Source organism: Chitinophaga sp. CC14 (assembly GCF_048957795.1).
In the GTDB taxonomy this organism is placed as follows: Bacteria; Bacteroidota; Bacteroidia; order Chitinophagales; family Chitinophagaceae; genus Chitinophaga; species Chitinophaga ginsengisegetis.
This window is the reverse complement of sequence record NZ_JARBFY010000003.1, coordinates 212,345-236,328: the sequence shown is the minus strand read 5'-3', so window position 1 is coordinate 236,328 and position 23,984 is coordinate 212,345. Positions and strand designations below refer to the sequence as shown.

Genomic DNA, 23,984 nt, shown 5'->3' with positions numbered 1-23,984 from the left:
AAATCCGGAACAAATGAAATACGCATATATCGCATTAGCCACCTTGCTGCTCGGCGCCAGTTCGTGCAAAAAAATGGTGGAACCCAAAGTATACAGTTATCTCACAGACGCCAACGCCTTCCTCACCTTGAGTGATGCCAAAGCTGCTGTGAACGGCGTTTATTCAAGACTCAAACAACCCAGCGGCAGATCGGATGCATGGATGTACTATGCAGGCTTCCAGGTAACCATTTCAGATTTAACTACTGATGTAGGCCACGCCAGCTCCGGCGGGGATGTGGGCCTGATGTCTGATTGCCAGTGGGCGCCCGCCAATACCTATCTTGCCTTTGCCTGGCAGCATCAGTACAAGCTGGTGGCGGATGCCAACATATCTTTGTACTATATTCCTAAAATGAGCAGCATCACCGATGCACAAAAAGACCAGTTCACCGCGGAACTCCGTTTCCTGCGCGCACTGGGATATGTAGATCTCACAGATGCTTTCGGACCGGTAATAGTAGTAACGGAAGAAACAGTAGCAAAGAATGTGGCCCAACCGGATTATGAAGCATCATTGCCTACCACACCGGTAGCAGAAATCAATAAAATGATCATCAGCGACCTGGAATTTGCGGCAGCCCATCTTCCTGTCAACTATTTAAACAACGCCATCTACAGCTCCAACGATATTGGCCGTGCCACCAAAGGCGCCGCCATGTCTTTACTCTGCAAACTGTACATGCGCGAACATGAATGGCAGAAAGCACTGGACCTTACCACTGAAATCATGAAGCTCGGCTATGGACTGTATCCAAGCTACGCAGGGTTATTTGCAGAGAAAAACAAATGGTGCCAGGAAAGTATTTTCAGCGCACTCGCCGATCCGTTGGTAGATGCCGTGGAAATCATGAACCACTTCGGTCCTATCAACAATCCGCAGGTAACCGACAGATGGCAGTATTTCGCTTTAACCTGGTACTTCTGGAATACTTTTGCAGCGAACGACGACCGTAAAAAGATGTTCTATTCTGACTATATCGGTACCGATGGCTTGCATTACATGCAGGCGCCTCCGGGACAAACCAATCCACCGGATGGTTACTACTACATGCCGGATGTAGCCACCACCAAATTTGCCGATCCTAATGGTTCTACTACTTATTACGATGGTCACGTATTCCCGATACTCCGCTATGCAGATATCCTGCTGTGCAGAGCTGAAGCGCTGAATGAGCTGAATGGCCCCAACAGCGAATCCATCGGGCTGATTAACCAGGTAAAAGACCGCTCCCATGCTACCAACCTGGGCGCTGCCGGTACCTTCACCAAAGAAAGTTTGCGCAATGCTATTTTGCAGGAACGCGGCTGGGAATTTTTCTTTGAATGCAAACGCAGACAAGACCTGATCCGCATGGGTAAATACGAAAGCGTGGTAAACACTTACCTCACCGCCGTAGGAAAAACCCCTACCATCAACCTGGCACGGGATAAATATTTCTCTTATCCACAGGCGCAAACAGATCTTAATAAAAATCTCAGCAACAGTGGCCGCCGTCAATAACCGGCATTACTGTCTTTCTAAATTATTCAATACTGCAAATGATTAAATTGAATAAAATACAACGCCTGCTGCCATTGCTATCAATGGCAGCAGCGTTGTTGCTGTTTGCACCCGGCTGTATGAATAGTGGCGGCAATGATATTGTTTCCATTACACTCAACCCGCAGGGACAAAATGCCATCAAGGTAAAAACGGATATCCTCTGTACCGACACTGTAGACGCAGCAGTGGAATACTGGCCGAAAGAACAGGTACAACAACGCACTACTACCCCACTGTCCAAACACCGGATCAGTCATACGATAGTGCTCACCAACCTGCTGCCGGGAAAAGCATACGAATACCGTATCTTAACCGGTCATGGTAAAGATCTTTATCCCAGCAAAACCTATACTTTCAACACTTCCGGTTTCCCGGTATGGATGAAAGATATGTTCAGCGTGGTATGCCCCGACAGTTCCGTGTTGCCGGCTACCTTCAGGAAGGGCTATGTAATGCTTACCCGCCGCGAAGATCCGGGTGTGCTTTTCCTGCTCAACGCAAAAGGCGATGTTACCTGGTACCACCAGGTAAGCGGCACCGGTTTTAAAGTAGCTAAGTTTACGGACAACAACACCTTCCTCACCCTGCTGGGCGGCCCCGGCTACGAAACCAGTTACGGCGACCAGATCCTGGAACTGTCACTTTCCGGCGATACGCTGGCCAATCTCAAAAAAGGACAACAGGATTTCAAACAAACCATCCATCACGAAATACTGCTGAATCCCAACAATGAGTTTGTAACGCTTTGCGTGGAAGAAAGAATCTTTGACCTGAGCAGTAAAGGCGGCAGTAAACAGGATACCGTAAGAGGCGATGGCATCCTGGTGCTGAACAGGCAAGGCAAACAGGTATGGAAATGGACAGTATTTGATGCACTGAATCCGCTGGACGATAAAAACATCTTAAAAGAAAAACAAGACTGGATGCACGCCAACTGCATTGCGTTTGATAAAGATGGTAACTACCTCATCTCTTTTTATAACAACGGGCAGATATGGAAGATAGATGCCCGCACCGGTAAGCGCGACTGGACATTCGGGAAAAACGGCGACTTTGATATGCCGGCGGAAGCGCTGTTTGACCAGGCGCACGGCCTGCATATCAATGAACACGGTGAACTGATGTTCTTCGACAACGGGGTGAGTAAAAAAACATCGAGAACGCTTTCCTTTAAACTGGATGAAAACACAAAACAGGCGCAGCTTCGCATCAATACCCTGCTGCCGCGGGAAAATTATAATGAGAGAATGGGAAGCAGTTATTTAGTGGGAGACACTACCCTGCTGCAATGCGCTACGAAAAGAAATACTGTGATCCTAACCAACTTCCAGGGAAGGTTTCTCTGGCTGCTGAGAACAGGCATGTCGTCTTACCGGGCGTCTTTTATCCCGGCGGAGAGACTGGCCCCATACATCATTCAGCCAGGTTATTAACAATAATTGTGTACTTAAAAAAACTATACATGAAACGCTTAATTGTGATTTGCGTGATTGGTTGCTGGGGGATAATAGCCATCATATCTTCCTGCGGAGCGCCGGTAACAGGAGAAACAAAAACAACCGCAGCTGCAATACCTGAAACCGAAACATACATCAACATCGATACCACCCTTATACCCAATGATAAATTTGGCGAGTCCGTGAAGTATGGCCGGGAACTGATGCTCAACACCGCCCGTTACATCGGGCCGGATGGCAGCGCCGGGAAGTATCTTGGTAATAAAATGAATTGCACCAACTGCCACCAGGATGCGGGTACCAAAGCATTTTCCTTTAACCTCATGTCGTCGCACGATAACTACCCGCAATACCGCGGCAGGGAGGGCAAAGTGCTTACACTGGCCGAAAGGGTGAACAACTGCGTGATGCGTCCGCACAACGGCAAGCCGCTGCCGCTGGACAGCAAAGAGATGGTAGCGTTTCTTTCTTACTTTAAATGGATCAGCACATTTGTTCCAAAAAACAAACCTTTCAAAGGCGCCAAAAACCTGCACGTTACCTTCCCAGATATTGCCGCCAATCCTGAAAACGGACAGGTGCTTTATCAAACCAACTGCGCCCGCTGTCATGGTCAGAACGGAGAAGGACAATGGAACGCAGACAAAAGCACTTACGTATATCCGCCACTGTGGGGCAATACTGCCTATCAACCCGGTTCCAGTATGCACCGCGTTATTAAACAGGCAGAATGGCTGAAAAACAATATGCCTTACGATAAAGTAACACCTGGCAAACCATTCCTCTCCGATAAAGAAGCGATGGACATTGCCGCATTTGTAAACAACGACAAGATCCACACCAGGCCCAATCCAAAAAGCTTTGATTATCCGCATATCGCGGAAAAAGCAATTGACTATGACCACGGTCCTTTTGCAGATACGTTCTCTGTAGCACAACACAAATTCGGGCCTTATCAACCCATTATCGACTACTGGAAAGCGAAGGGGTTAAAGCCAATTTATTAATGGTGATGCGGATGTTGTCTTTCTCAGGATTAACCTGATTATACTGATTTAGGGATTTGATCACTTTTGATTTTAAATGATTTTGGGAGATATAAGCGAATACCTGCTTATATCTCCCAAAATCATTTAAAATCATTTATAAAATCAAAAAAGTAAAATCAAAGTAATCAGTATAATCAGGTTAATCCTGAGAAAGACAACATCCGCTCTACCAGCCCGGATTCTGCACCAGTTTCTTATTCCTGTCTATTTCAGATTGCGGTATTGGAAACAGGTAATGTTTTTTCTGGAAGATCCTTGTTTCGAATACTGTTTTCTTGTAGAAAGAAAGATCCGTTAAACTGGTACCTGCATCTACGTCCATTCCATAAAATGGTCCGCCATCGGTTTGTTCTGCAATTTTCCAGCGGCGGGTATCGAAGTAACGATGGCACTCAAAAGCCAGTTCCACCCTGCGTTCGCGGCGGATGCGCTCCCGCATTTCTGTTTGCGAAAGGCCGCCGGGCAAAGCGGGAATACCTGCGCGGTCGCGGATAAGGTTTATATATTTCAGGATATCTGCGTTTCCGGGTTCAGCTTCATTCAGGGCTTCCGCGTAGCTGAGATACATTTCAGCCAAACGGAACAGCACAAACGGACGGTATACATAACGGCCCAACCGGGGATACGTATCCGGGTGATAGTTTTTGCGGACGAGATAACCCGTGCGGGAATAATCGTACGTACCTCTTTTCCCGGTGTTGCCGGTATTAAACAGTTCTACTTTCTTCTCACCTTCACTTTTATTAAACCAGGTCATACCGTTGTAGGTAATGCACACATAAAAACGCGGTTCCCTTCCTACATACATATTGTAAGTGCCGGCAGTGGTGTAGCGTGTATCCGCAGTGGAGAAGCCCGAAGACACATACCCGGAGCCGGTTTCGTCGATAGCTTTTCCATTCTCCATAAAAAAGGCGTCCACCATTTGCTGGGTGGCCGCAACACCGCTCCAGCCGCCGGCAAAACGTGGGGAGCAATGTACTTCCCATTGGTCCACGCCGTTGCCTGCCCGCGCAAAGATCACCTCTTTATTCCACGGCGACATGATGGCATCGCGGCAGGAAGCAAACGGATCATAGGCGCCGCTGGCATCATTTACCCGGTATAGCTGAAACAGGTTCAGGTCGATGACGGCTTTGGCCGCATCTGCTGCTTTTTTCCATTTATTCACATCGTAGGTAGTGCTGACAAGCGGCTGCCCATCCTGGTTGGTGAAGCTGGCATAATCTGCGTTGCCATTGAACTGCGGGCTGGCAGCATACAGCAGCATCCTGGCCTTTACGGCCATGGCCACGGGTTTGGTAATGCGGCCATACTCCAGTTCATCGGATTGCTGCAGCGGCAGGTCCTGCGCTGCACGGTCCAGTTCAGCCGCTACAAAATTCACGCATTCGTCGTAGCTGCTGCGGGGAATTTGTGTTTGTTCAAAAGGAACGTCCGGTAATAAAGCGCTTTCACCAAGCAATGGAACTGGCCCGTACTGACGTAACAATCCGAAATAAAGATAAGCGCGCAGAAAGCGGGCTTCCGCTTTATAGCGTTTTATGATATCTGCGCCGCCGGGCTGGTTAAGTATTTCCTGACACTTATCGGCGTTCTCCATAAAATAGGTAGCAGAACGGATGCCTTTATAATTATCTATCCAGAAATCAAAGAACCCGGAAGTAGGATCCCAGCTCCCGATGTTCATGAAATAGGAGTTGTAGCCGCTCCTGGCCCAGGTCATGTCTGCCTCATCGGAGGCGCCTGTCCACGGGTTACTTTGCCACTGATTGCTTTCATCCCTCACGTAGGAATATACATTGGCAAGATATTCTTCTGTAGTTCTTTTCCTGGAAAAAATTTCTTCGATGGTAATACGGTCATCCGGCACCTGGTCGAGGAAACCCTTTTTACAACCGGCCGCTATCACCAGGATCACCGCCAGCAAAGTATATTTTACAATCATGTTTTTCATCCCTTTAGATTTTAGCTTTAAAACTGAAATGATGCGCCTACGTTATAGGTAGTGAGCTGCGGATACTTAGTACCACGGCCTTCGCCCAGCTCTACGTCCCACAACTGAAAAGGACTGAAGGTAACCAGGTTATACCCCATCACATAAATGCGGGACCGCTGTACCCCTACCCGTTTCAGCCACTGCGGCGGAAGGGTGTAGCTGATCTCTGCATTTTTCAGTCGCAGGTAGCGCCCATTTTTTACCCACCAGGTGCTGGACTTATAATTATCATTCACATCGCCAAACGACAGGCGCGGATAAAACGCATGGTGATTAGGATTTTCGGGCGTCCACCTGTCGGTGATCACATCCATCAGGTTGCCGCGGGTACCGCCCTGCTGGAAGGGCACAAAGCCTTCTCCATAAGCATAGATATCCACATTGGAAATACCCTGGAAAAATAAACCGATGGAGAAGTTTTTATAGGCGGCATTTACGCCAAAACCATATACAATTTCAGGAACGGAACCATACCCGATGGCCGATTGATCGTAGGCATTGATGACACCATCTCCATTGATATCTTTAAACTTCAGGTCGCCGGGACGTACATTACCGTTCTGCACCGGGCTCCGGAGGATCTCTGCAGAATCAGCGAACAGTCCTTCAGCGATGTAGCCAAAACGCTGACCAATCTTTTGTCCTTTTCTTTCCAGGTAGGGATAGGCCCACGCGGGCAAATCGTCATCTATTACCTTGTTACGGTTGTAGGTAAAGTTGCCTTTAAGATTGAGTTGTACGGCGCCGATTTTATGGTTGTAATCTATCGAGATATCGATGCCTTTGTTTTCTGTTTTGCCGAGGTTGCCATAAGGATTGCTGCGCAGCCCTATCAAAGCAGGTATGGAAGAGCGGCGCAGGAAAATGTTCTTCCTGTTCTCTTTAAAAACATCCACCTGGATATTCAGCTTGTCCCTGAACGTGGTGATTTCCATCCCGAGATTTGTTTTCTTCGCGGTTTCCCAGGTTACGTCAGAAGCATATTCACCGATATCATATCCGTTAAACGTATTGTTGCGGTCTTTTCCGAAGGTATACCCGGTGGTAGATGCCACGATAGGGATATAGGCGAAACGGCGGATGTTATCACCATCGAGGATTTCCCCGTTACCTACCAGTCCGTAGGAGAAGCGGAACTTTAAGAACTGGATGGTGTTGGTGATGGATCTGAAAAAGTTTTCACCGGATACTACCCAGCCCAAACCGGCCGAGGGGAAAAATCCATATCGCCTGTTGGGGGAAAATGTTTCAGAGCCATTATAACCAAAGTTCACTTCCGCGAGGTATTTGTCGCTCCAGGAGTAAGTACCCCTTCCTGCCAGGCCGCGCTGCCGGCGTGGAATAGAGCCAATAAAATCATCTTTGAAGGCATCAATTTTATCGCTCTGGTTATACAGCAGTAATCCGCCTACGCGGTGTTTGCCAAAGGTATTGTCGTAGTTCAGCGCGGTTTCTGTATAGAACTGGCGGTTACCTCCGTTGCTCCGGGCGTAAGACAAATAGTTGGTCCCGATACGGGTTTGTTCAAATATAAGTTTACCGTCTGCATCCCTGCCGGTGGCAATCCAGTTATCTACTGTTTTGGTGCGGGCCATTTTATGCAGGTTATAGCTATCGAAAGAAAACATGGTGGTAAACGACAGTCCTTTCACGAGAAAACCGAGATCCTGCCGGAGGCGGATATTTGAAAAGATCTGGTTACGGAACTCGGTGGCATAGCCGGTTTGGGTGAGCAGGTCGTAGGGATTGGTTACGTCGCCGGTCCGTTGTCCGCCGATGCGGCCATCCGAATATTTGGGAGGATGCACGATTGGCGGCAGTTTGATGGCGGCATCAAAAATAGCGTCGGTACCGGTGCCGGGATAGTTACCATTGCCGATATAACCCTGTACGCCAAATTCGAGGCGGGTGGTTTTTGTCACCTTCATGTTCAGGTTGGAAGTGAAATTATACCTGGTAAATTTTATATCAGAATTGTACTTGGCGAGATCATCTCTCTTAAACAATCCTATTTCATCATAATAAGAAACGGACACATAGTAGCTGGTAACATCTGTGCCACCGCGCATATTCAGGTTGGCGCGTTTATTACTGCCATTCTTTCTGAAAATTTCATCTATCCAGTTCACGTTGGGATACAGCTCCGGATCTTCTCCGGTGGCGGTTTTCCGGATCGCTTCTTCCGAATACTGGGCCGTGCCTCCGCGGGTGGTGGTGGCTTCATTCGCCATTTTCATATACGTTACGCCATCGGCATAATGAGGCAGGCGGGTAAATTGGGTGATGCCTTTGTTGAGGTCGGCGTTGATCTGTGTTTTTTGTGCTTTACCGCCTTTGGTGGTGATCACAATAACGCCGTTGGCGCCTCTTACGCCGTATACAGCTGTGGCGGAGGCATCTTTGAGGATATTAAAGCTCTCAATATCTTCGGGGTCAATATTGGAGAAAGGCCGTTCAACGCCGTCTACCAGCACCAGTGGACGGCTGTCTGTAAAGGTGGAGATGCCGCGGATCCATATCTGGGCATCGTCGTAACCCGGCTCGCCGCTGCGTTGTACACCGATGATGCCGGCGAGGCGGCCTGCCAACAGGGTGCTGAGGTTGCGGACCGGTTGTTTGAGTTCTTCTATTTTAATGCCTGTTTGCGCGCCGATCAAACTTATTTTCCGTTGCTTGCCATAGCCTATTACCACTACTTCATTGAGTCCTCCTTCTTCTGCTTCCATCGTGATTTCCATTTCCAGGCGGTTGCGTACCGGCTGCAGCTGTTTCTTATAACCGATGAAAGAAAACTCCAGGGTGTCCAGTGGTTCTGCGTCGATCGCATAATGGCCGGCAGCGTTGGTGATGATACCTTTGCCCGTGCGGCTGATTTTCACCGTTACTCCCGGCAGCGGGTTACCGATACCATCTTTTACATTTCCGGAGATGACGACTGCCGGTTTCCGCGGTAGCTCCGTAACCTGCGCGGCGGGTGCATCTTTTTCTGATGCCGCTACAATGAGATACTGTTTATTATTGAGTTTACTACATCGCAGCTGGTGACTGGTCAATATTTTATCGATGGCTGTTATCAGCGGGGCTGCTTCCAGCTTCAGCAGTTGGCGGGGAAAGGTGATCCCTTCTATTTGCTGATCATTGTAAATAAACAGGATGCCTTTTACCCTGTATATCTCCTCCAGCGCAACTTTTAGCGTTAGCTGCGTATCGCGTGAAACTTTTTCGTTTACCGGCGTATAGGCGTTATGGTTATAACCATTACCGGCAAAGTTTTGCCGTAAGCCGTCGTCTGCGGCAAACACGTTGGTAGTCAGGCATAGCAGTGCCAGTCCCCACGTAAGTGGAAGCAAATTCTTCATAACGGGATTTGATTTATCTGATTTTAATTTTGGTTTTCCTTTTCAGTACACTGTTCCTGCCGGCAGGCTCATTCATTATCGTTCGATCTGTTTATTTTGGTTGAATAATTATTTGTTGTCCATCTTTTATTATCTCTACGCGCATAATAATTGAAATGGCTTTATGGAGACTGGCCTCATCACTAATCGCCATATGCCCGCTCATACTGCGTTGCTGCAATACTTCCGGCTGCCTTACCGTTACCTGGTAGCCATATACCACCTGCAGGATTTCCGCGATTTCGGACATCGTGGTATTATTAAAGTCGAAGTAGCCGGCTTTCATCATCCGGTAGTAGCTGCCATGCACTACCTGTTTGCTGCTTTTTCCATTTTCAAAGAAAACGCCTTCATCGGGTTTCAGCGTCCATTCTTTTCCCGGCAGCACCGCTCTTACCATACCATCGCTCACCGCTGCGGCGGCGGTGGCAGCGCCGCTGTTGGCAATGAAAGAGGTACCCAGTACTATGATGTCCATCTGCTGCATCTTTACCGTGAAAGGATGCTCCGTGTGTTTATTTACTTCAAAAAAAGCGGTTCCTTTCAGCGTCACTTTTCTTTCTTTTTCCCAGCCGGGGGCATAGCTTAGTTCACTGCCTTTCAGTAACCATACCTGGCTGCTGTCTGGCAGCATCACCACTTTGGGAGCGGCGTCCTTATTAAGGATGGTTACCAGGGCGGGACGCGCGGGGAACCAGGTGTATAATATGGCGGCGGCCAGGATCATCAATACGGCTACTGCTGCGGCCACACGGTACCACGGGTATAATACTTTTGCGGTGGCTGGCGCTGCTGCTAACCGGGCGGATACCTGTTGCCAGCGTTGTTCTGTTTCTGCGGCGGTTACGCCGGGTGCGGCGGTATAGTCCAGGATATCCTTTACCTGGAAATACAGCTGTTTATGTTGTTCGTTTTGATGCAGCCAATCCATCACCTGTTCCTTTTCACGGGCATTTGCGTTCCCTTCAATAAACCTGACAAGGAGATTATAATCAAAATCTTGTTCTTCCATGATAATATAAAGACGGATGAGTAAATCAATTCTACGTACGTGGATAAAAAAAAATTTGACCGGCCGGAGAGGGCGATCAGTATAACGACCAGAGGAGGATTTTCACCTTTTTAATACTGGAGCGGAGTTGTTTCATGGCTTTATAGAGTTGTGTTTCTACGGTGCGGGCAGATATGCCCATGATACCGGATATTTCTTTGGTCCGGAGGCCGTCTTTGTAGCGGAGTTCCAGTATAGCGCGGCATTTGGGAGGCAGTTGCCCGATGGCTTGCTGCACCTCATCGTCGCCCGCGGTGAGGACCAGGCTTTGCCGTCCTTTTTCGGGGTCGTACCAGGCTGCTTCTTCCAGGGAAAGGGCGGTAAGGGCGGCATCTACATAGCGCCGGTGTACCATTTCATGTCTCAGGTGATCCACACAGCTGTTGTGTACGGAGCGGAAAAGGTATCCGGGGAGGCTTTGCCTGATATCGCCGGCGGCGCCTTTATGCTGCAATTGTATAAACACATCCTGCACAATATCTTCCGCGGCTTCTTTCGTCACAAATTTGCATGCGTATCCCAGCAGGCGGGGATAATACAGGCGGAACAACTGCCCCAGCGCCTCCCTGTCGCTGCGTTTCAGCGCCTCTTTAATAGTGGCTTCATTTATTTCGTTCGTGTTCACAGGATTGAAGTGCTTTGAAGAAATATATTGGTGGTCTAACTTACGCTTATTTATGCTGAGAATCAACTACCCTTTATAAAACGAATAGTTTTATAAAGGAATAGATAAACTCGATCTGCCTTCTGAGTAATATTAGCTTATTTTTGCAGGGATACTGCACGGAAATGCAGCTTGCTAACATTAGAAAAAAGGAAGGGATGGCAGTTATAATGAAAGAAAAGGGGTACAGCCGTAAACAGGAAATTGTGAACGGGCTGATACATGGGGTAGGCGTTATTTTCGGGGTAAGTGCATTGCCCATGTTGGCGGGTATTGCCGCCACACATGGTAATACGCCGGGCATTGTAGGCGCATGTATTTATACCTTCTGTTTTATATTGTTGTTTACAAACTCCACTATTTACCATTTATCGCAGGAGCTGGCCATAAAAAAACTGTTCCTGATATTTGATCATATCAGTATTTACTTTTTAATAGCCGGCACCTATACACCTTTCCTGCTGGTGTATATGAATAATGCCTTTGGGATTACGCTGTTGTCGATCCTATGGGGGCTTACACTGGTCGGCGTCTTATTTAAAACCTGGTTTACGGGAAAATATGATATTGTGTCCACTATCATCTATCTTTTGATGGGCTGGATCATGGTATTTGGCGGCCGCCGTTTTTTTGACAACCTTCCCCTGCCGGTGATCATTATGCTGGCCATTGGCGGCGGATTATACACAATAGGGGTTATTTTCTATATCTGGGATAAATACACCTATATGCATGCCGTATGGCATTTGCTGGTACTGGCAGCGGCTATCTGTCATTATGTGGCGGTATTGATGGCCATGTAAACGTTCCGGGAAATTATCAGCCGCTTAACCCCGGCTGGTAATTTCTCTCTGCCCACATCTTTTTCCGGTAGTCGGTAGGATTGATACCGGTGTATTTCTTGAACGTCCTGTTCAGATGGCTTTCGTCCGTAAAGCCCAGTTCATCCACAATTTCACTCATCCGCATATCGCTGTATTGCAGCCGCGTTTCTACCAGCTTCAGCTTATAATTGGTTACATACCGTTGAATGCTCTCTCCGGTTAATTTCTTCACATATTCACTGATATAATTCGGGGAGATATTAAACCGCGCCGCCAGTTTTTCGGCACGCAGGTTTTCCGGGTAATAAATATTCTGATGGATATAACCGATGATATCGTTGGATACCTCACTGTTTACCGCCGTTTTTTCCGGTGTGAGCAGCGATACATTACGTGCCACGATGGTGATAATGGTATTTACCAGCTGCTGCACCACCTCGTTGCGCAGGGATTGTTCGCGCGGATACTCCAGCATCAGTGCATTTATCAGCGCATTTACAATCGGTCTGTCTGCTGAATTATATAAAATACAGCCGGGGAAATGATGATTATTATGGAAGATAAACTCCAGTTTCTTTGCCCAGTCGCCCAGGTTACTATGAGTACTGCCCGTACGCTGCGCTTCCAGGTAGATACCGTTAAAACGGATAAACAGGAAGCCGGTCCGGCTTTTTATGCGGGTATACTGTACGTCCTGCGGCATAAGCAGGAACAGGTTTTCCGGCTCATATTGAAAAGCATGCTGGTTGTTGTGGAAGGTGCCAGTCCCCTTCACAATATATACCAGCTCAAAGAAATTGTTACGGTGTTGTCCCATCGGGCATACCTCTTCCTCTATATATGCAATGTCAAACGGCTTAAAAAGATTCAATACTTCCATAACCTATAATTGTACAAAATGTACCCTGATTCGTACAAGGGTATACCTGCAAATTTATTGGAATTTTGACTCATCAAATCATAAAAAACAAAACAAGCATATGAAAGCAATCGTATTAAAGCAGGTAGGCGGTACAGAAAACCTGGAACTCAGGGATATCCCGGTTCCCGCTATTAAGGATAATGAAGTACTGGTACGCAACCATGCCGCAGGCATTAACCCGGTAGATGCCTTTGTAAGGGCCAGTGAAGGCGCACTCAACATGTTCCTGCAACCACAGGAAGGCGAGGATATTATCATTGGATGGGATATTGCGGGAGAAGTAACCGCCACAGGTAAAAATGTAAAACAGTTTAAACCAGGAGACGCTGTATTTGGCATGGTGAACTTTACCGGTCATGGTAAAGCCTACGCAGAATATGTAGCCGCCCCCGAAAGCCAACTGGCACTGAAGCCCGCCAACACTTCCTACGAAGCCGCAGCCGCCGCTTCCCTGGCTGCCCTCACTGCATGGCAGGCACTGGTAACCTATGGCAAAATAAAAAAGGGCGATAAAGTGCTGATCCACGCAGCCGCAGGCGGTGTTGGACATTATGCCGTACAAATTGCCAAACACTTTGGCGCCTATGTAATAGGTACGTCTTCCGCCGAAAAAAGAGAGGCAGTACTCCGTTTTGGTGCAGATGAGCACATCGATTATAATAGCCAGAAATTTGAAGAAGTAGTGACCGATGCAGATATCGTACTCGATTCGCTCGGCGCCCCTGATCATATCGACCGCTCCCTCGCAGCCGTAAAAGATGGTGGCCGCCTGATCAGCCTACTCGTATTTTTCAGTGATGAGCAAAAACAAAAAGCTGCTGCTAAAAACGTGTATACACACCGGATATCCGTGGTTTCCAACGGCGATGATATGAAATCCATTGCCGCGTTGCTGGAACAGGGAGATCTGCACTCTGAAATAGCACATGTGTATGCATTGGAGGAAACAGGCAAAGCGCATGAGCAGGTAGCTACCGGGAAGACGCTGGGAAAGGTGGTGGTGAAGATATAGCTGGATCGCAATAAATCTGTCCTGGCATACATTTTATTTGTATGTTGGGGCAGATTTATTACCTATGAAAGTATATGTTGTATTAATCGCACTGGCCGCGGCCATGAGCAGCTGCCATACAAACAGTAACGAGCCGCTGACAGACGCCACAGATAGCCTTCCCGGCGGATTCCCTCCCGTTATAGCTATTGAAAAATTAAAGACTACCGTATTTGTACCCACACTAGAAAGCAGGATTCCACATGATAAAAATGTGATTTATACGCCTACACTATTGTTTGCATGGGATGAGGTAAAGGAACATCTTCCTGGCGGGGTTTTGCCTTCTGATGGAAGTTCAGCGGATTTTTTATTGCTCAATAAATCCGCCAGCCATCAAGCCTCTCTGGGCAAGGCGGAGTTTAAAACAACCGTGTATGTTAGCCGCGACACGATCCGCGCTACCGCTTCCTTTAACAAATCACTCCCCTTTTACACTTCCATGCAACGATGGGATACTTTACTACGGTTTAACAAGCAGCCGGTGGTTTCTTTTGGCATTTACGATTATAACTACACCTTGACACAAAATGTAGATATCGTGTATTATAAAGATGATGATCACTTCTGTATTAAACTAATTCCCGCAGACAGCACCCAGGAAATTATTTTAATGAAAGGGATAGACACAGCCACCAATCTTGATGATATTATCAAACAACTGAAAAAACAGGAGCGCCTGGGCCAGGAAGAAGCCAATAACAGTGACTTATATTGGAAACGGTTTCTCACAACGGAAGATAAATTGCTGATACCAGCATTAGCATTCAACATTGCCGCCCATTACCCGCAATTGGAAGGACAGACCTTTACAACCGGCCTCCGTTTTTTCGAGGTAATAACAGCCGCCCAGCGTACTGCGCTTGTATTCAATGAACATGGCAGCATGATGGAAAGCGAAGCAGAAATAGCGGTTTCAGCCGTTGATTCATCAAGACCTCGTCCTAAGACAATGCTATTTGATAAACCATTCCTGCTGATGATGAAAAAAAAGACAGCCGCACAAGCTTACTTCGTAATGCTGGTGAATAACACAGAACTCATGATCCCTTCAAAAAAGGAATAATTACCTCCTGTTTAAATTGATAGCAACCTTCGTTTTGACTACAACAATAGCAGATCCGGCTACAGCTGTTTTCCTGATGCTACGGACCTTCGTAGCATCAAAAAAACAGCAACATGAAAATCATCGTTACAGGTTCCTTAGGGAATATCAGTAAGCCGCTGACAAAGGAGTTAGTACAGCAAGGTCACGCCGTAGTGGTGATCAGCAGCAAACCGGAAAAGCAGAAAGACATTGAAGCATTGGGCGCCACCGCCGCCATCGGCACACTGGAAGATGCGGATTTCCTATCGGCTACATTCACCGGGGCAAACGCCGTGTATTGCATGATACCTCCCGATCTCTCCGAACCCAACCAGGTTGCGTACTATCGCAGAATTGCCGGCAATTACATAACGGCGATTCAACAGTCAGGCGTAAAACGGGTGATCCATCTCAGTAGCTATGGCGCCCACCTGGATAAAGGTACCGGCCTGATTCTCGGCGCCCACCATGTAGAAGTGATGCTGAATGAATTGCCAGGCATAGCTGTTACGCATATGCGCCCCGCTTATTTCTACTATAATTTATTTAGCTTTATAGAAATGATAAAACACACGGGCGTGATAACGGCAAATTATGGCGGAGAAGATAGGATTGTACTGGTATCGCCAATTGATATTGCCGCCGCCATTGCCGGTGAAATAGTAACCCCCGCAGCTCCCGGCAGCAATGTGCATTATGTGGCCAGCGACGAACGTACTGCCAGTGAAATTGCAGGTATTCTGGGCGCCGCTATCGGAAAGCCGGATTTAAAGTGGACGGTTATCACTAATGAGCAAATGCAAAGCGGTATGGAAGCACATGGGGTACCGGCATCCCTCGCAACCAGCTTCGTGGAGATGTTTGCAAGCATTCACAGCGGCGCGTTAACCGCCGACTATTACCTGAATAAACCGGCTATGGGAAAAGTAAAGCTGGAGGATTTTGCAAAAGAATTTGCTGCTGCTTTTAAAAAATAATTATGGCAGGTGTACAACCATATAAAATTAAAACGATCAACGAATTTCACCAGCTCCGGAATTTGTCCAGGCCGCTGCACCCGTTAATCAGTGTAATCAATTTTGAAACGATTAAACGCATCGGCGAGGGTGAACCGAAAAGCCTGATACAGGATTTTTATTCCATCGCCCTGAAAAGGGCCGTTAATACCAGGGTGAAATACGGCCAGCAGGAATACGACTTCGACGGAGGAATCCTTTTCTTTATTGCACCCGGACAGGTGTATTCCATTGAAACGCAGGAAGATTTTCAACATTCGGGATGGATTGTACTGATCCATCCCGATTTTCTCTGGAACACCCCGTTGGCAAAGAAAATAAAGCAATACGAATATTTTGGCTACTCAGTGAATGAAGCCCTGCATATGTCAGAAAAAGAAGAGGAGATTATTACAGGCATTGTGCAGAATATGGAGCAGGAATATCATACCAGCATTGATAAATTCAGTCAGGATGTAATGATAGCGCAACTGGAACTATTATTAACCTATGCAGAAAGGTTCTATCATCGCCAGTTTATCACAAGAAAAATAGCCAACCACACTATTCTTGATCGAATGGAAAGCGTACTCACCGCGTGGTTCAACAGCGATTCCCTCGCAACCAAAGGGTTACCCACCGTTCAATACATCGCCGACACACTCCATGTATCACCCGGCTATTTAAGCGCATTGCTTAAAGTACTGACGGGACAAAGCACCCAGCAACACATCCACGACAAATTAATGGAAAAGGCAAAAGAGAAATTGTCCACCACCGGTTTGTCTGTAAGTGAAATTGCTTACGAGCTGGGGTTTGAACACCCGCAGTCGTTCAGCAAACTGTTTAAGAGTAAAATGAAGGTAACGCCGCTGGAGTACAGGCAGTCGTTTAATTGAAAATAACAAGCAAACAGCAAATCATCTTACCAAAACCTCACATAAATAACCGACAGCAACAATAATATCGTTACAATTAAAATCACGGAAGAAGGCTTCAGCTTAAACATCTCATAATCCAGCTCAAAAGCTTTGGCACTCACCTTTGGCCCCGCCAGGCTGATAGCCACCATTACCAGCACCGTAGTAAGGAAAGACCATCCCAGGCTGATAAAGAAAGGAATTTCGTATTCGCCCTTTGCATTGTGGAAAGCGGAATACAATACCGTTTCAGGACCAAATATTTTCACAGCAATCTGGTTAAAGAACAGCGAAGCAGCAAAACCAGTAATAATCCCCGCTATGGCAGCAGCGCCACTGGTTCTTTTCCAGAACATGCCGAGGATAAAAGTGGCAAATACCCCGGGACTGATAAAGCTGGAATACTTTTGTACAAAAGTATAACCGCCGGCGCCGCCAATATCCAGCACATCGTTCCAGGTGAATAACACGCCGATGACGATAGCGGCTATAATAGTGAGCCTGCCTGTCCATACCAGCTGCTTTTCATCTGCCTTGGTATTGATATATTTCTTGTAAACATCTAAAGTAAAAATGGTGGAAATACTGTTGGACTTACCAGCCAGCGAAGCTACTATAGCTGCCGTAAGCGCCGCAATGGCAAGCCCTTTCAAACCGGCCGGCAGCAGGGTTAAAATGGCCGCATAGGCGCCGTCTTTTTGTCCTCCTTCGAGCTGTGGCAGGTGCCCATGCTGATACAACACATACGCCACAATACCCGGCAGCATTACAATTACCGGCATGAGTATTTTGAGTAAACCGGCGAATAAGATACCCGTGCGGGCGGTTTGCAGATCTGCGCCCAGTGCGCGCTGCGTGATATACTGGTTACAGCCCCAGTAGTTAAGGTTACTGATCCACTGTCCGGCGATGTACATACCAAAGCCCGGCAGGATCAGGTATTTGTTCACATAGTCCTGCGGTGCGCCCACAGCGGGCTTCTTCAGCATCATATGAAAATGATCGGGTGCTTCCTGTATCAGGATATTAAAACCGGCCAACACATCTTTCCCCATACCAAACTTTTCGCTTACTACGGTTAACGCCATCCAGGTAGTGGCCAGTCCGCCGATGATCAGCACGCCCACCTGTATTACATCTGTGTAACCAATTACTTTCATGCCACCCAGGGTAATCACTACAGAGAAGATCGCCAGCGCCACCATCACTTCATGAAAATAGGCGCCCCCAAGTAGTCCGTTGATAGCGAGAGCGCCCAGATACAAAATAGAAGTGAGGTTAACAAATACATATAAAAACAACCAGAATACAGACATAATCAACGCTACGGTTTCATTGTAGCGCGTTTTCAGGAATTGTGGCATGGTGTAGATCTTATTTTTGATATACACCGGCATCAGGAATACCGCCACAATGATCAGCGCTGCTGCACCCACCCATTCATACACGGATACCGCGATGCCCACAAAAAAGCCATCGCCGCTCATCCCGATAAACTGTTCCGCTGAAATGTTGGAAGCAATGATGGAAGCACCAATGGCCCACCAGGTAAGAGATCCTTCTGCAAGGAAAAAATTCTTTGAAGCGCTTACAGCTCCTTTCTTCTTTCTTTTATAAATCCAATATCCGTAGGTAGCAACAATCACAAAATACAACGCAAATACCAGGTAGTCTTTGAACACAAGTTGATTACTCATAAGTGGAGCGGTTGATCAGCAGTTTTTTTAACGTGGGTAATACCTGGATATAATATAACACTTTCCGGCATGTAAAAAAAAGGATCACCGGAGAGACGTCAGCAAGCCGCATCTCCACCGGTAATCCATAATATCACTGTTCAAAACTTCAAGGTGGATGGTAGATATTTTGCTACCAGGTCTTCGTAATATGGTCTTAATACTTTCCAATCAGGTGGAGTGGGGCTCTTCGAGTACAGGTCGTACGGATTAAACAGATCCACCCATTTAAACATTTCCACATCATGCGCATTCATCAGGTGACCGTAAGCATGTTCCCTGTGCTGCGGATAAAAGGAGTGATAGCGCAGCATGTACAGGGCCGGTTCCGGCAAATGATTTTTCATGATCTGGTAAATATATTCGTCGTGTCCCCAGCTCAGGTGTACATTTTCCAAACCGCAGTTAGGTTCATATACGCCATACTTTGTGTTGTAATCCGGGTTGTTGATGTCCGGGTTATTTTTGAAGAATTCCGGGAAAACAATTTTATCGGAGAAGGCGCAGCCAACAGGAAACGTATCCCCTACCACTGCCCATTGCGGTTCGCCGAACAGGCATAATACTTTGCCCATGTCGTGAAACAGGCCGGTGAGCACCATCCAGTCAGGATGGCCATCAGCACGGATAGCTTCCGATGTTTGCAGCAAGTGCTGGAACTGGTCCAGGTCTGTATCCGGATCGGAATCATCTACCAGCTGGTTGAGAAAATCGAAGGCATCCCATACCGACATTTCTCTTTTATTGAAAGAAAGAAATTCCTTCTCTTTTTCTTTTACAAATGCGTAAGACTGGTAAGTATGATTTAACCGGTAAAACTCCCGCACGGTGTCGCGTGGAGGCGCTTCATAATTCCGGAATTCAGCAGTGCTTTTTTCCTTGTTGATATTGGCGGGATCAGGATATCGCTCCAGTAAATCATCTTCCCATTGATCAAGTGAAGTAAGTGGTGCAGGATTTGGCTGCCCGTTAACGCTATCCATAATATCAGATTTTAAAAGTTCGTGGAAATGCAGAAAAATATCCTCCTCTAAATATGCGATCTTTTTAAAAATCTTCCGCATAATAGAATAACTTTATTTACTTAACCGATTAAGTAACACGGCCGTTATATGGAAAACGTCACCATCAGGATGCTTGCGGAAAGGTTGCAGTTATCTACTGCCACCATTTCAAAAGCGCTGAGCAACAGTCATGAAATAAGCGAAGAAACAAAGCAGCGGGTGCTGGCGCTCGCCGCAGAGCTGAATTATGTACCTAATCCATATGCCAGCAGCCTGCGGAAAAAGTCCAGTCATACCATTGCGGTGGTCATCCCCGAGGTAGCCGACAGCTTTTTTGCAGAAGCCATCAACGGTATTGAATCTGTTGCACAGGAGAAAGGCTACCATGTGCTTATTTATCTTACCCATGAAAGTTTTGCGAAAGAAGAGGCTATTTTGAAAGATTTCCAGAGCGGACGGGTAGATGGCGTACTTATTTCTGTTACTACAGAAACATCGGCAGCAGCACACGGACTGACACAGCTGGTGAAAGAAATACCCGTAGTGTTTTTCGACAGGGTTTGTGAAGAAGTAACAGCCGCCAGGATCACCACAGACGACGCTAACGCCGCTTATAACGCCACCACACACCTGATTGCCGGCGGATGCCGTAATATCGGCCTGTTATCGGCATCGAGACAGCTTTCTATCAGCAACAGGCGGGCAGAAGGGTTCCGGCAGGCACTGGCCGATCATCAGCTTCCGCTTACTCCCGCCAGCATTCTCTATTGCTCCAACGATCCCGCAGCTACCCAGCAACTGCTGCAAACAGCCTTACAGCAAAATCATTACGACGGCCTCATTGCCACCACGGAAAAACTGGCCACAGCTGTTTACCTCGCCTGTGAAGAGCTATCCCTCACTATTCCCGGCGATGTACAGGTGATCGGCTTCTCCAACCTGAGCACTGCACGGTTCCTGCAGCCATCGCTGACCACCGTTTCGCAACCCGCCTTCGACATGGGACACGCCGCCGCTACCGTATTGTTCAAAGCGCTCAAAAGCAGCAGCTTCCCGCTACAGGAGCAGCAACAGGTGATTCCTTCTTCACTGATTATAAGAAATTCTACAAAGTCAGGGCTATAAACAACTATCCCGCAGCATTTTCATGTACGTAGTGCCCTTTTCACGGGCAAAGCTGATATTGCGTTCGGGGATGTTTTCAGGGTGGGGATATTGCTGCAACGCTTTCTCTATTTCCGCTTCCCGTAAAAGATGCAGCATCGGGTAAACGGACCTGTTGGTATAATTGGCCGCATCCTCCAGATCAGCGCCGGCAAACTGGTACAGCGGATGAAAACTCGCCAGCTGGTAAATACCGGTGTACTTCTTCTTATAAATCATTTTTTCCACCACCGACACCAGGTCGAGATAATCACGGAACACCGGGAAGCCTGCGGGAAAAATCAGCAATGTAGTAGATACAGCCGGTTCACTGTCCAGCAACAAACACTCCTGTAACAGCTCGTCACTGGCCACCTGCAGCGATACAGCGCCACTCACCTGGTACCGGATGCTGTTCTTCTTTACCTCCCTGTTTGCAAAGGGACAGAAGTTACAACCAATCACAAGTTCCCTGACCCAGTTCTGAGTTTGTGTTATTACCGCTGCTGCCTGTTCCGGATCATATACCATAGCAGTGAAGGTACGGATAACTATCTTCTGGTGATCACGGTACTCCTGAAGTGATCGCCTACTTTGTCGTGGCTGATATCATATTGCGCAGCAGGCAGGTAAGATTCAATCATAGGTAAAGCCGGCGCATAATGGTAACTACCGCCGGTTTGCAGCGATGCCAGTATCTCCATATACTTTTGGGCATAGCTCATATAAGCGCTGTTGCTGCGCCCGTGATGGTGCAGAAAATGATTGGAGAAAGACAGATTGGAGATGATAGTGCCCCAGCTGTTGGGCTCCAGGCGGTATTCCAGCCAGTCGGCAGACCCGAGATAACTTTCCGGCTGTTCAATAAACCGGTCTATTCCATATGCTTTGATGCCCTGTTTACGCAGGTATCGCACCAGGTAAGCATGTTGACCGCAACCGATATCCAGCACAGGACCTTTGATGGTAGCCAGGTTTAGCCGCAGCACGGATAATTGCGTGGCGGGTGTATATTCTGCACACACCACCCTTTTTACATGAGGCTCCAGGTCGCTGTTCAGCTCTTTTACAAATGGATTGGTGTGCAGCAACCACTTTGTTAAGCGTTGCCCATGCAGTTGTTCCAGATCATCGAAATTGGTTTGTTTTCTTTTGAGGCGGGTAACAATATCCTCCATTAAAGTAACATATACCGCCTTTAGCGACTCGCCGGCAATACCGGAAACATTCATATACTGGTTGGCAGCGCAAAAAGTAAGCTGGGCCTGGGTAGTGAGGTAATTAACCAAACCTGCTGTCAACCCATCCGCGTTCAATTGTAAAATTTCACGCGGATAGGTGGCCAGCAGGAACCTGGTATAAGGCGTCCACGCCAGTGCGGCGCTTTTCCCGCCATAAAAAAGATTCAGTTCTTTATGTTGATCATGTTGTGACGAAATACTTTTTATTATCTCCGGTAAAACATACATACCTCAAAGGTACGCTGCTTTTAGGGGATCACGGGTAAGTAATCCGTACAAACCTGTTGGCATCACGGTAATCGAACTTCGTAAAGGTACCTACTACCAGCAGCGACTTCTCTCCCACCTGCGGCAGGATCTGTGTAATACCGCCACTGTTGGCGTTCTGGTCCAGCGTTACACCGCCAATAGTGTTATACGAAGGATGAATAGCGCCTTTGTCGGTGAGCACAATCATGTTGTTGCGAACCAGTCCGCTGAACTCCGTAAAGATACCACTCACAATTACCTCTCCTCCGGGCATTACATGCGCATTGAACAGGTAACCATTGGAGCCTGCACCTACATTAAACGTGGGATCTACCACCCCGTTTTCGTTGATACGGGCTACGTTAGCGAGTTTAAGTCCGCCGAAAGTATTGAACCGACCTACAATAATCAGCTTTCCATCCGCCTGGCGGGTCATATTCAGGATATTCTGATCGGGGCCTGCTCCTGCCGAAAAGGAAGGATCAATAGAACCATCTGCATTCAACCTGGCAATACGGTTCACCGCTTGTCCGTTGTATTTGGTGAAAGTACCTGCAATCAGCAGTTTTCCATCGGGCAGGAGGATAGAACGGTTGATATAACCATTGGGCCCCTCTTTACCCATGTGTTTCGCCAGGTCGTAGTTGTAGGTACTATCCAGGCTTCCGTCGGGCATTAACCGAACCAGTCCGTTAATCTGTACGGAATCAAGATGTACGGAATCCTGACCGGCAGCGCCGGTGAGGTTGTAGTTGGGTTGTACATAAAAACGGAAGAAGCCTGTGAGCAGGATCCTGCCATCTGCCTGCACATGCATATTGGCTACCTGCCCGGAAATGCCGCCCTTCAGGGAAGACACGGTGATTTCCTTCCCGGTAGGACTGAATATTTTATCCGCAGCCAGGGAGCCGTTGTTATTCAACAACGCGATGCTGTTTACAAAATTTACGCCTTCATAGTTATTAAAGGCGCCTGCTACCAGGTATCTCCGGTCGGCGCCGGGCAGTGCGGCGGCGGTAGCCACAAAGGTATTGGTACCGTTTTTCTTCGAAGGGCCAAAACTGCCATCTACTTTACCATCGTGGTTAATCCTGGCCACGCGGTTCAGTTTTCCTTCTTTACCGGAGTTATCGAAGTCTGTAAAATCACCCACTACTAAATACTTCCCGTCTTCCACAGGTATAATATCCGAGATGCCTCCGTTAGCGGCTACTTTACTGGGGAAAAGGGTATCCATCTCGAAAACACCGGTTACGCGGAAGAAAGGACCAAAGAAATACTGCTGGTCTACCTGTGCAGCCACGTTACCAGTGGCTGCCTGCGCAGGCACTTTTACACGCGCGGTGGTATCTGTAAGCGCCAGGATAGGCGCGCTCACGCCGTTAAAAAGGATGGCCAGCTTATCCTTGTTTGCCAGGAAGCCTTTTCCGCTGATCAGCACTTCCTCTCCTACACGTGCACGAGCCGGGCTGATACCATCTTTATTGATATAGATCGCCGGCTTCACCTGCTCTTTATAAGGATCGTCCCCTTTGGAGCTGATCTTATCTTTGGTACAGGCGCCCAACACTGCCAGCAGCGCTATTAAATACGTATATTTTTTCATACT

The 23,984-nt window shown here is 47.6% G+C and carries 19 protein-coding genes; 9 read left to right on the top strand and 10 right to left on the bottom strand.

Features of this window, described 5'->3' with window-relative positions; all coding sequences use genetic code 11:
• The first annotated feature begins 13 nt into the window (after positions 1-13).
• Genes PV783_RS10940 through PV783_RS10930 form a run of 3 tightly spaced genes read left to right on the top strand, consistent with a single transcriptional unit; the run spans position 14 to position 4,049 of the window.
• The gene (locus tag PV783_RS10940; RefSeq protein WP_420987970.1) at positions 14-1,543 is read left to right on the top strand and encodes a RagB/SusD family nutrient uptake outer membrane protein; all 1,530 of its coding nucleotides are present in this window, start codon (positions 14-16) and stop codon (positions 1,541-1,543) included.
• Positions 1,544-1,581: 38 nt separating this feature from the next.
• Entirely contained in the window at positions 1,582-3,018 is a 1,437-nt protein-coding gene (locus PV783_RS10935) for an aryl-sulfate sulfotransferase (protein ID WP_420987969.1), read from the top strand.
• 29 nt (positions 3,019-3,047) lie between these two features.
• The gene (locus tag PV783_RS10930; RefSeq protein ID WP_111579617.1) at positions 3,048-4,049 is read left to right on the top strand and encodes a c-type cytochrome; all 1,002 of its coding nucleotides are present in this window, start codon (positions 3,048-3,050) and stop codon (positions 4,047-4,049) included.
• Positions 4,050-4,257: 208 nt separating this feature from the next.
• Here the strand turns inward: PV783_RS10930 and PV783_RS10925 are convergent, their stop codons facing one another.
• From PV783_RS10925 to PV783_RS10910, 4 genes are all read right to left on the bottom strand, one after another.
• Positions 4,258-6,048 carry a RagB/SusD family nutrient uptake outer membrane protein gene (locus PV783_RS10925; RefSeq protein ID WP_079468706.1) on the bottom strand — a complete coding sequence of 597 codons (1,791 nt, stop codon included), beginning with the start codon at positions 6,046-6,048 and terminating at the stop codon, positions 4,258-4,260.
• A gap of 17 nt (positions 6,049-6,065) precedes the next feature.
• Positions 6,066-9,449, bottom strand: coding sequence for a SusC/RagA family TonB-linked outer membrane protein (locus tag PV783_RS10920; RefSeq protein WP_420987968.1), 3,384 nt, complete (start codon positions 9,447-9,449; stop codon positions 6,066-6,068).
• Positions 9,450-9,540: 91 nt separating this feature from the next.
• Complete coding sequence (locus PV783_RS10915) at positions 9,541-10,500, bottom strand: FecR family protein (RefSeq protein WP_420987967.1); 960 nt, start codon at positions 10,498-10,500, stop codon at positions 9,541-9,543.
• 76 nt (positions 10,501-10,576) lie between these two features.
• The gene (locus tag PV783_RS10910; RefSeq protein WP_168771485.1) at positions 10,577-11,164 is read right to left on the bottom strand and encodes an RNA polymerase sigma factor; all 588 of its coding nucleotides are present in this window, start codon (positions 11,162-11,164) and stop codon (positions 10,577-10,579) included.
• A gap of 197 nt (positions 11,165-11,361) precedes the next feature.
• On the opposite strand from PV783_RS10910, the gene trhA reads away from it, so the two are divergent.
• Positions 11,362-12,006, top strand: a complete 645-nt coding sequence (trhA, locus tag PV783_RS10905) for a PAQR family membrane homeostasis protein TrhA (RefSeq protein ID WP_420987966.1) — start codon at positions 11,362-11,364, stop codon at positions 12,004-12,006.
• A 16-nt stretch (positions 12,007-12,022) separates the two neighbouring features.
• Here the strand turns inward: trhA and PV783_RS10900 are convergent, their stop codons facing one another.
• Positions 12,023-12,907 carry an AraC family transcriptional regulator gene (locus PV783_RS10900; RefSeq protein ID WP_079468710.1) on the bottom strand — a complete coding sequence of 295 codons (885 nt, stop codon included), beginning with the start codon at positions 12,905-12,907 and terminating at the stop codon, positions 12,023-12,025.
• Positions 12,908-13,007: 100 nt separating this feature from the next.
• Here PV783_RS10900 and PV783_RS10895 point away from each other — a divergent pair, with 100 nt between their 5' ends.
• The 4 genes from PV783_RS10895 to PV783_RS10880 all read left to right on the top strand — a co-directional run bounded on the left by PV783_RS10895 (position 13,008) and on the right by PV783_RS10880 (position 16,981).
• Positions 13,008-13,961, top strand: a complete 954-nt coding sequence (locus tag PV783_RS10895; RefSeq protein WP_336386551.1) for an NADP-dependent oxidoreductase — start codon at positions 13,008-13,010, stop codon at positions 13,959-13,961.
• Between the two features lie 64 nt (positions 13,962-14,025).
• Positions 14,026-15,066 carry a hypothetical protein gene (locus PV783_RS10890; RefSeq protein WP_420987965.1) on the top strand — a complete coding sequence of 347 codons (1,041 nt, stop codon included), beginning with the start codon at positions 14,026-14,028 and terminating at the stop codon, positions 15,064-15,066.
• Positions 15,067-15,179: 113 nt separating this feature from the next.
• A complete protein-coding gene (locus tag PV783_RS10885) occupies positions 15,180-16,064 on the top strand; it encodes an NAD(P)H-binding protein (protein WP_420987964.1) in 885 nt (294 codons plus the stop codon).
• A 2-nt stretch (positions 16,065-16,066) separates the two neighbouring features.
• Complete coding sequence (locus PV783_RS10880; RefSeq protein WP_079468714.1) at positions 16,067-16,981, top strand: helix-turn-helix domain-containing protein; 915 nt, start codon at positions 16,067-16,069, stop codon at positions 16,979-16,981.
• A gap of 26 nt (positions 16,982-17,007) precedes the next feature.
• Here the strand turns inward: PV783_RS10880 and PV783_RS10875 are convergent, their stop codons facing one another.
• Complete coding sequence (locus PV783_RS10875; RefSeq protein WP_111579609.1) at positions 17,008-18,699, bottom strand: sodium:solute symporter family transporter; 1,692 nt, start codon at positions 18,697-18,699, stop codon at positions 17,008-17,010.
• A gap of 140 nt (positions 18,700-18,839) precedes the next feature.
• Entirely contained in the window at positions 18,840-19,721 is an 882-nt protein-coding gene (locus PV783_RS10870; RefSeq protein WP_079470001.1) for an inositol oxygenase family protein, read from the bottom strand.
• A 129-nt stretch (positions 19,722-19,850) separates the two neighbouring features.
• Between PV783_RS10870 and PV783_RS10865 the strand changes: the two genes are divergently transcribed.
• The gene (locus PV783_RS10865) at positions 19,851-20,867 is read left to right on the top strand and encodes a LacI family DNA-binding transcriptional regulator (RefSeq protein WP_420987963.1); all 1,017 of its coding nucleotides are present in this window, start codon (positions 19,851-19,853) and stop codon (positions 20,865-20,867) included.
• Here PV783_RS10865 and PV783_RS10860 read toward each other — a convergent pair.
• Genes PV783_RS10860 through PV783_RS10850 form a run of 3 tightly spaced genes read right to left on the bottom strand, consistent with a single transcriptional unit; the run spans position 20,862 to position 23,981 of the window.
• Positions 20,862-21,416, bottom strand: coding sequence for a DUF1415 domain-containing protein (locus PV783_RS10860; protein WP_079468718.1), 555 nt, complete (start codon positions 21,414-21,416; stop codon positions 20,862-20,864). The two genes, PV783_RS10865 and PV783_RS10860, sit on opposite strands and share 6 nt — an antisense overlap.
• Positions 21,417-21,436: 20 nt before the next feature.
• Positions 21,437-22,354: a hypothetical protein gene (locus PV783_RS10855; protein WP_420987962.1), complete on the bottom strand. Its 918-nt coding sequence runs from the start codon at positions 22,352-22,354 to the stop codon at positions 21,437-21,439.
• A gap of 28 nt (positions 22,355-22,382) precedes the next feature.
• Positions 22,383-23,981: an IPT/TIG domain-containing protein gene (locus PV783_RS10850; protein ID WP_420987961.1), complete on the bottom strand. Its 1,599-nt coding sequence runs from the start codon at positions 23,979-23,981 to the stop codon at positions 22,383-22,385.
• Between the last annotated feature and the right edge of the window lie 3 nt (positions 23,982-23,984).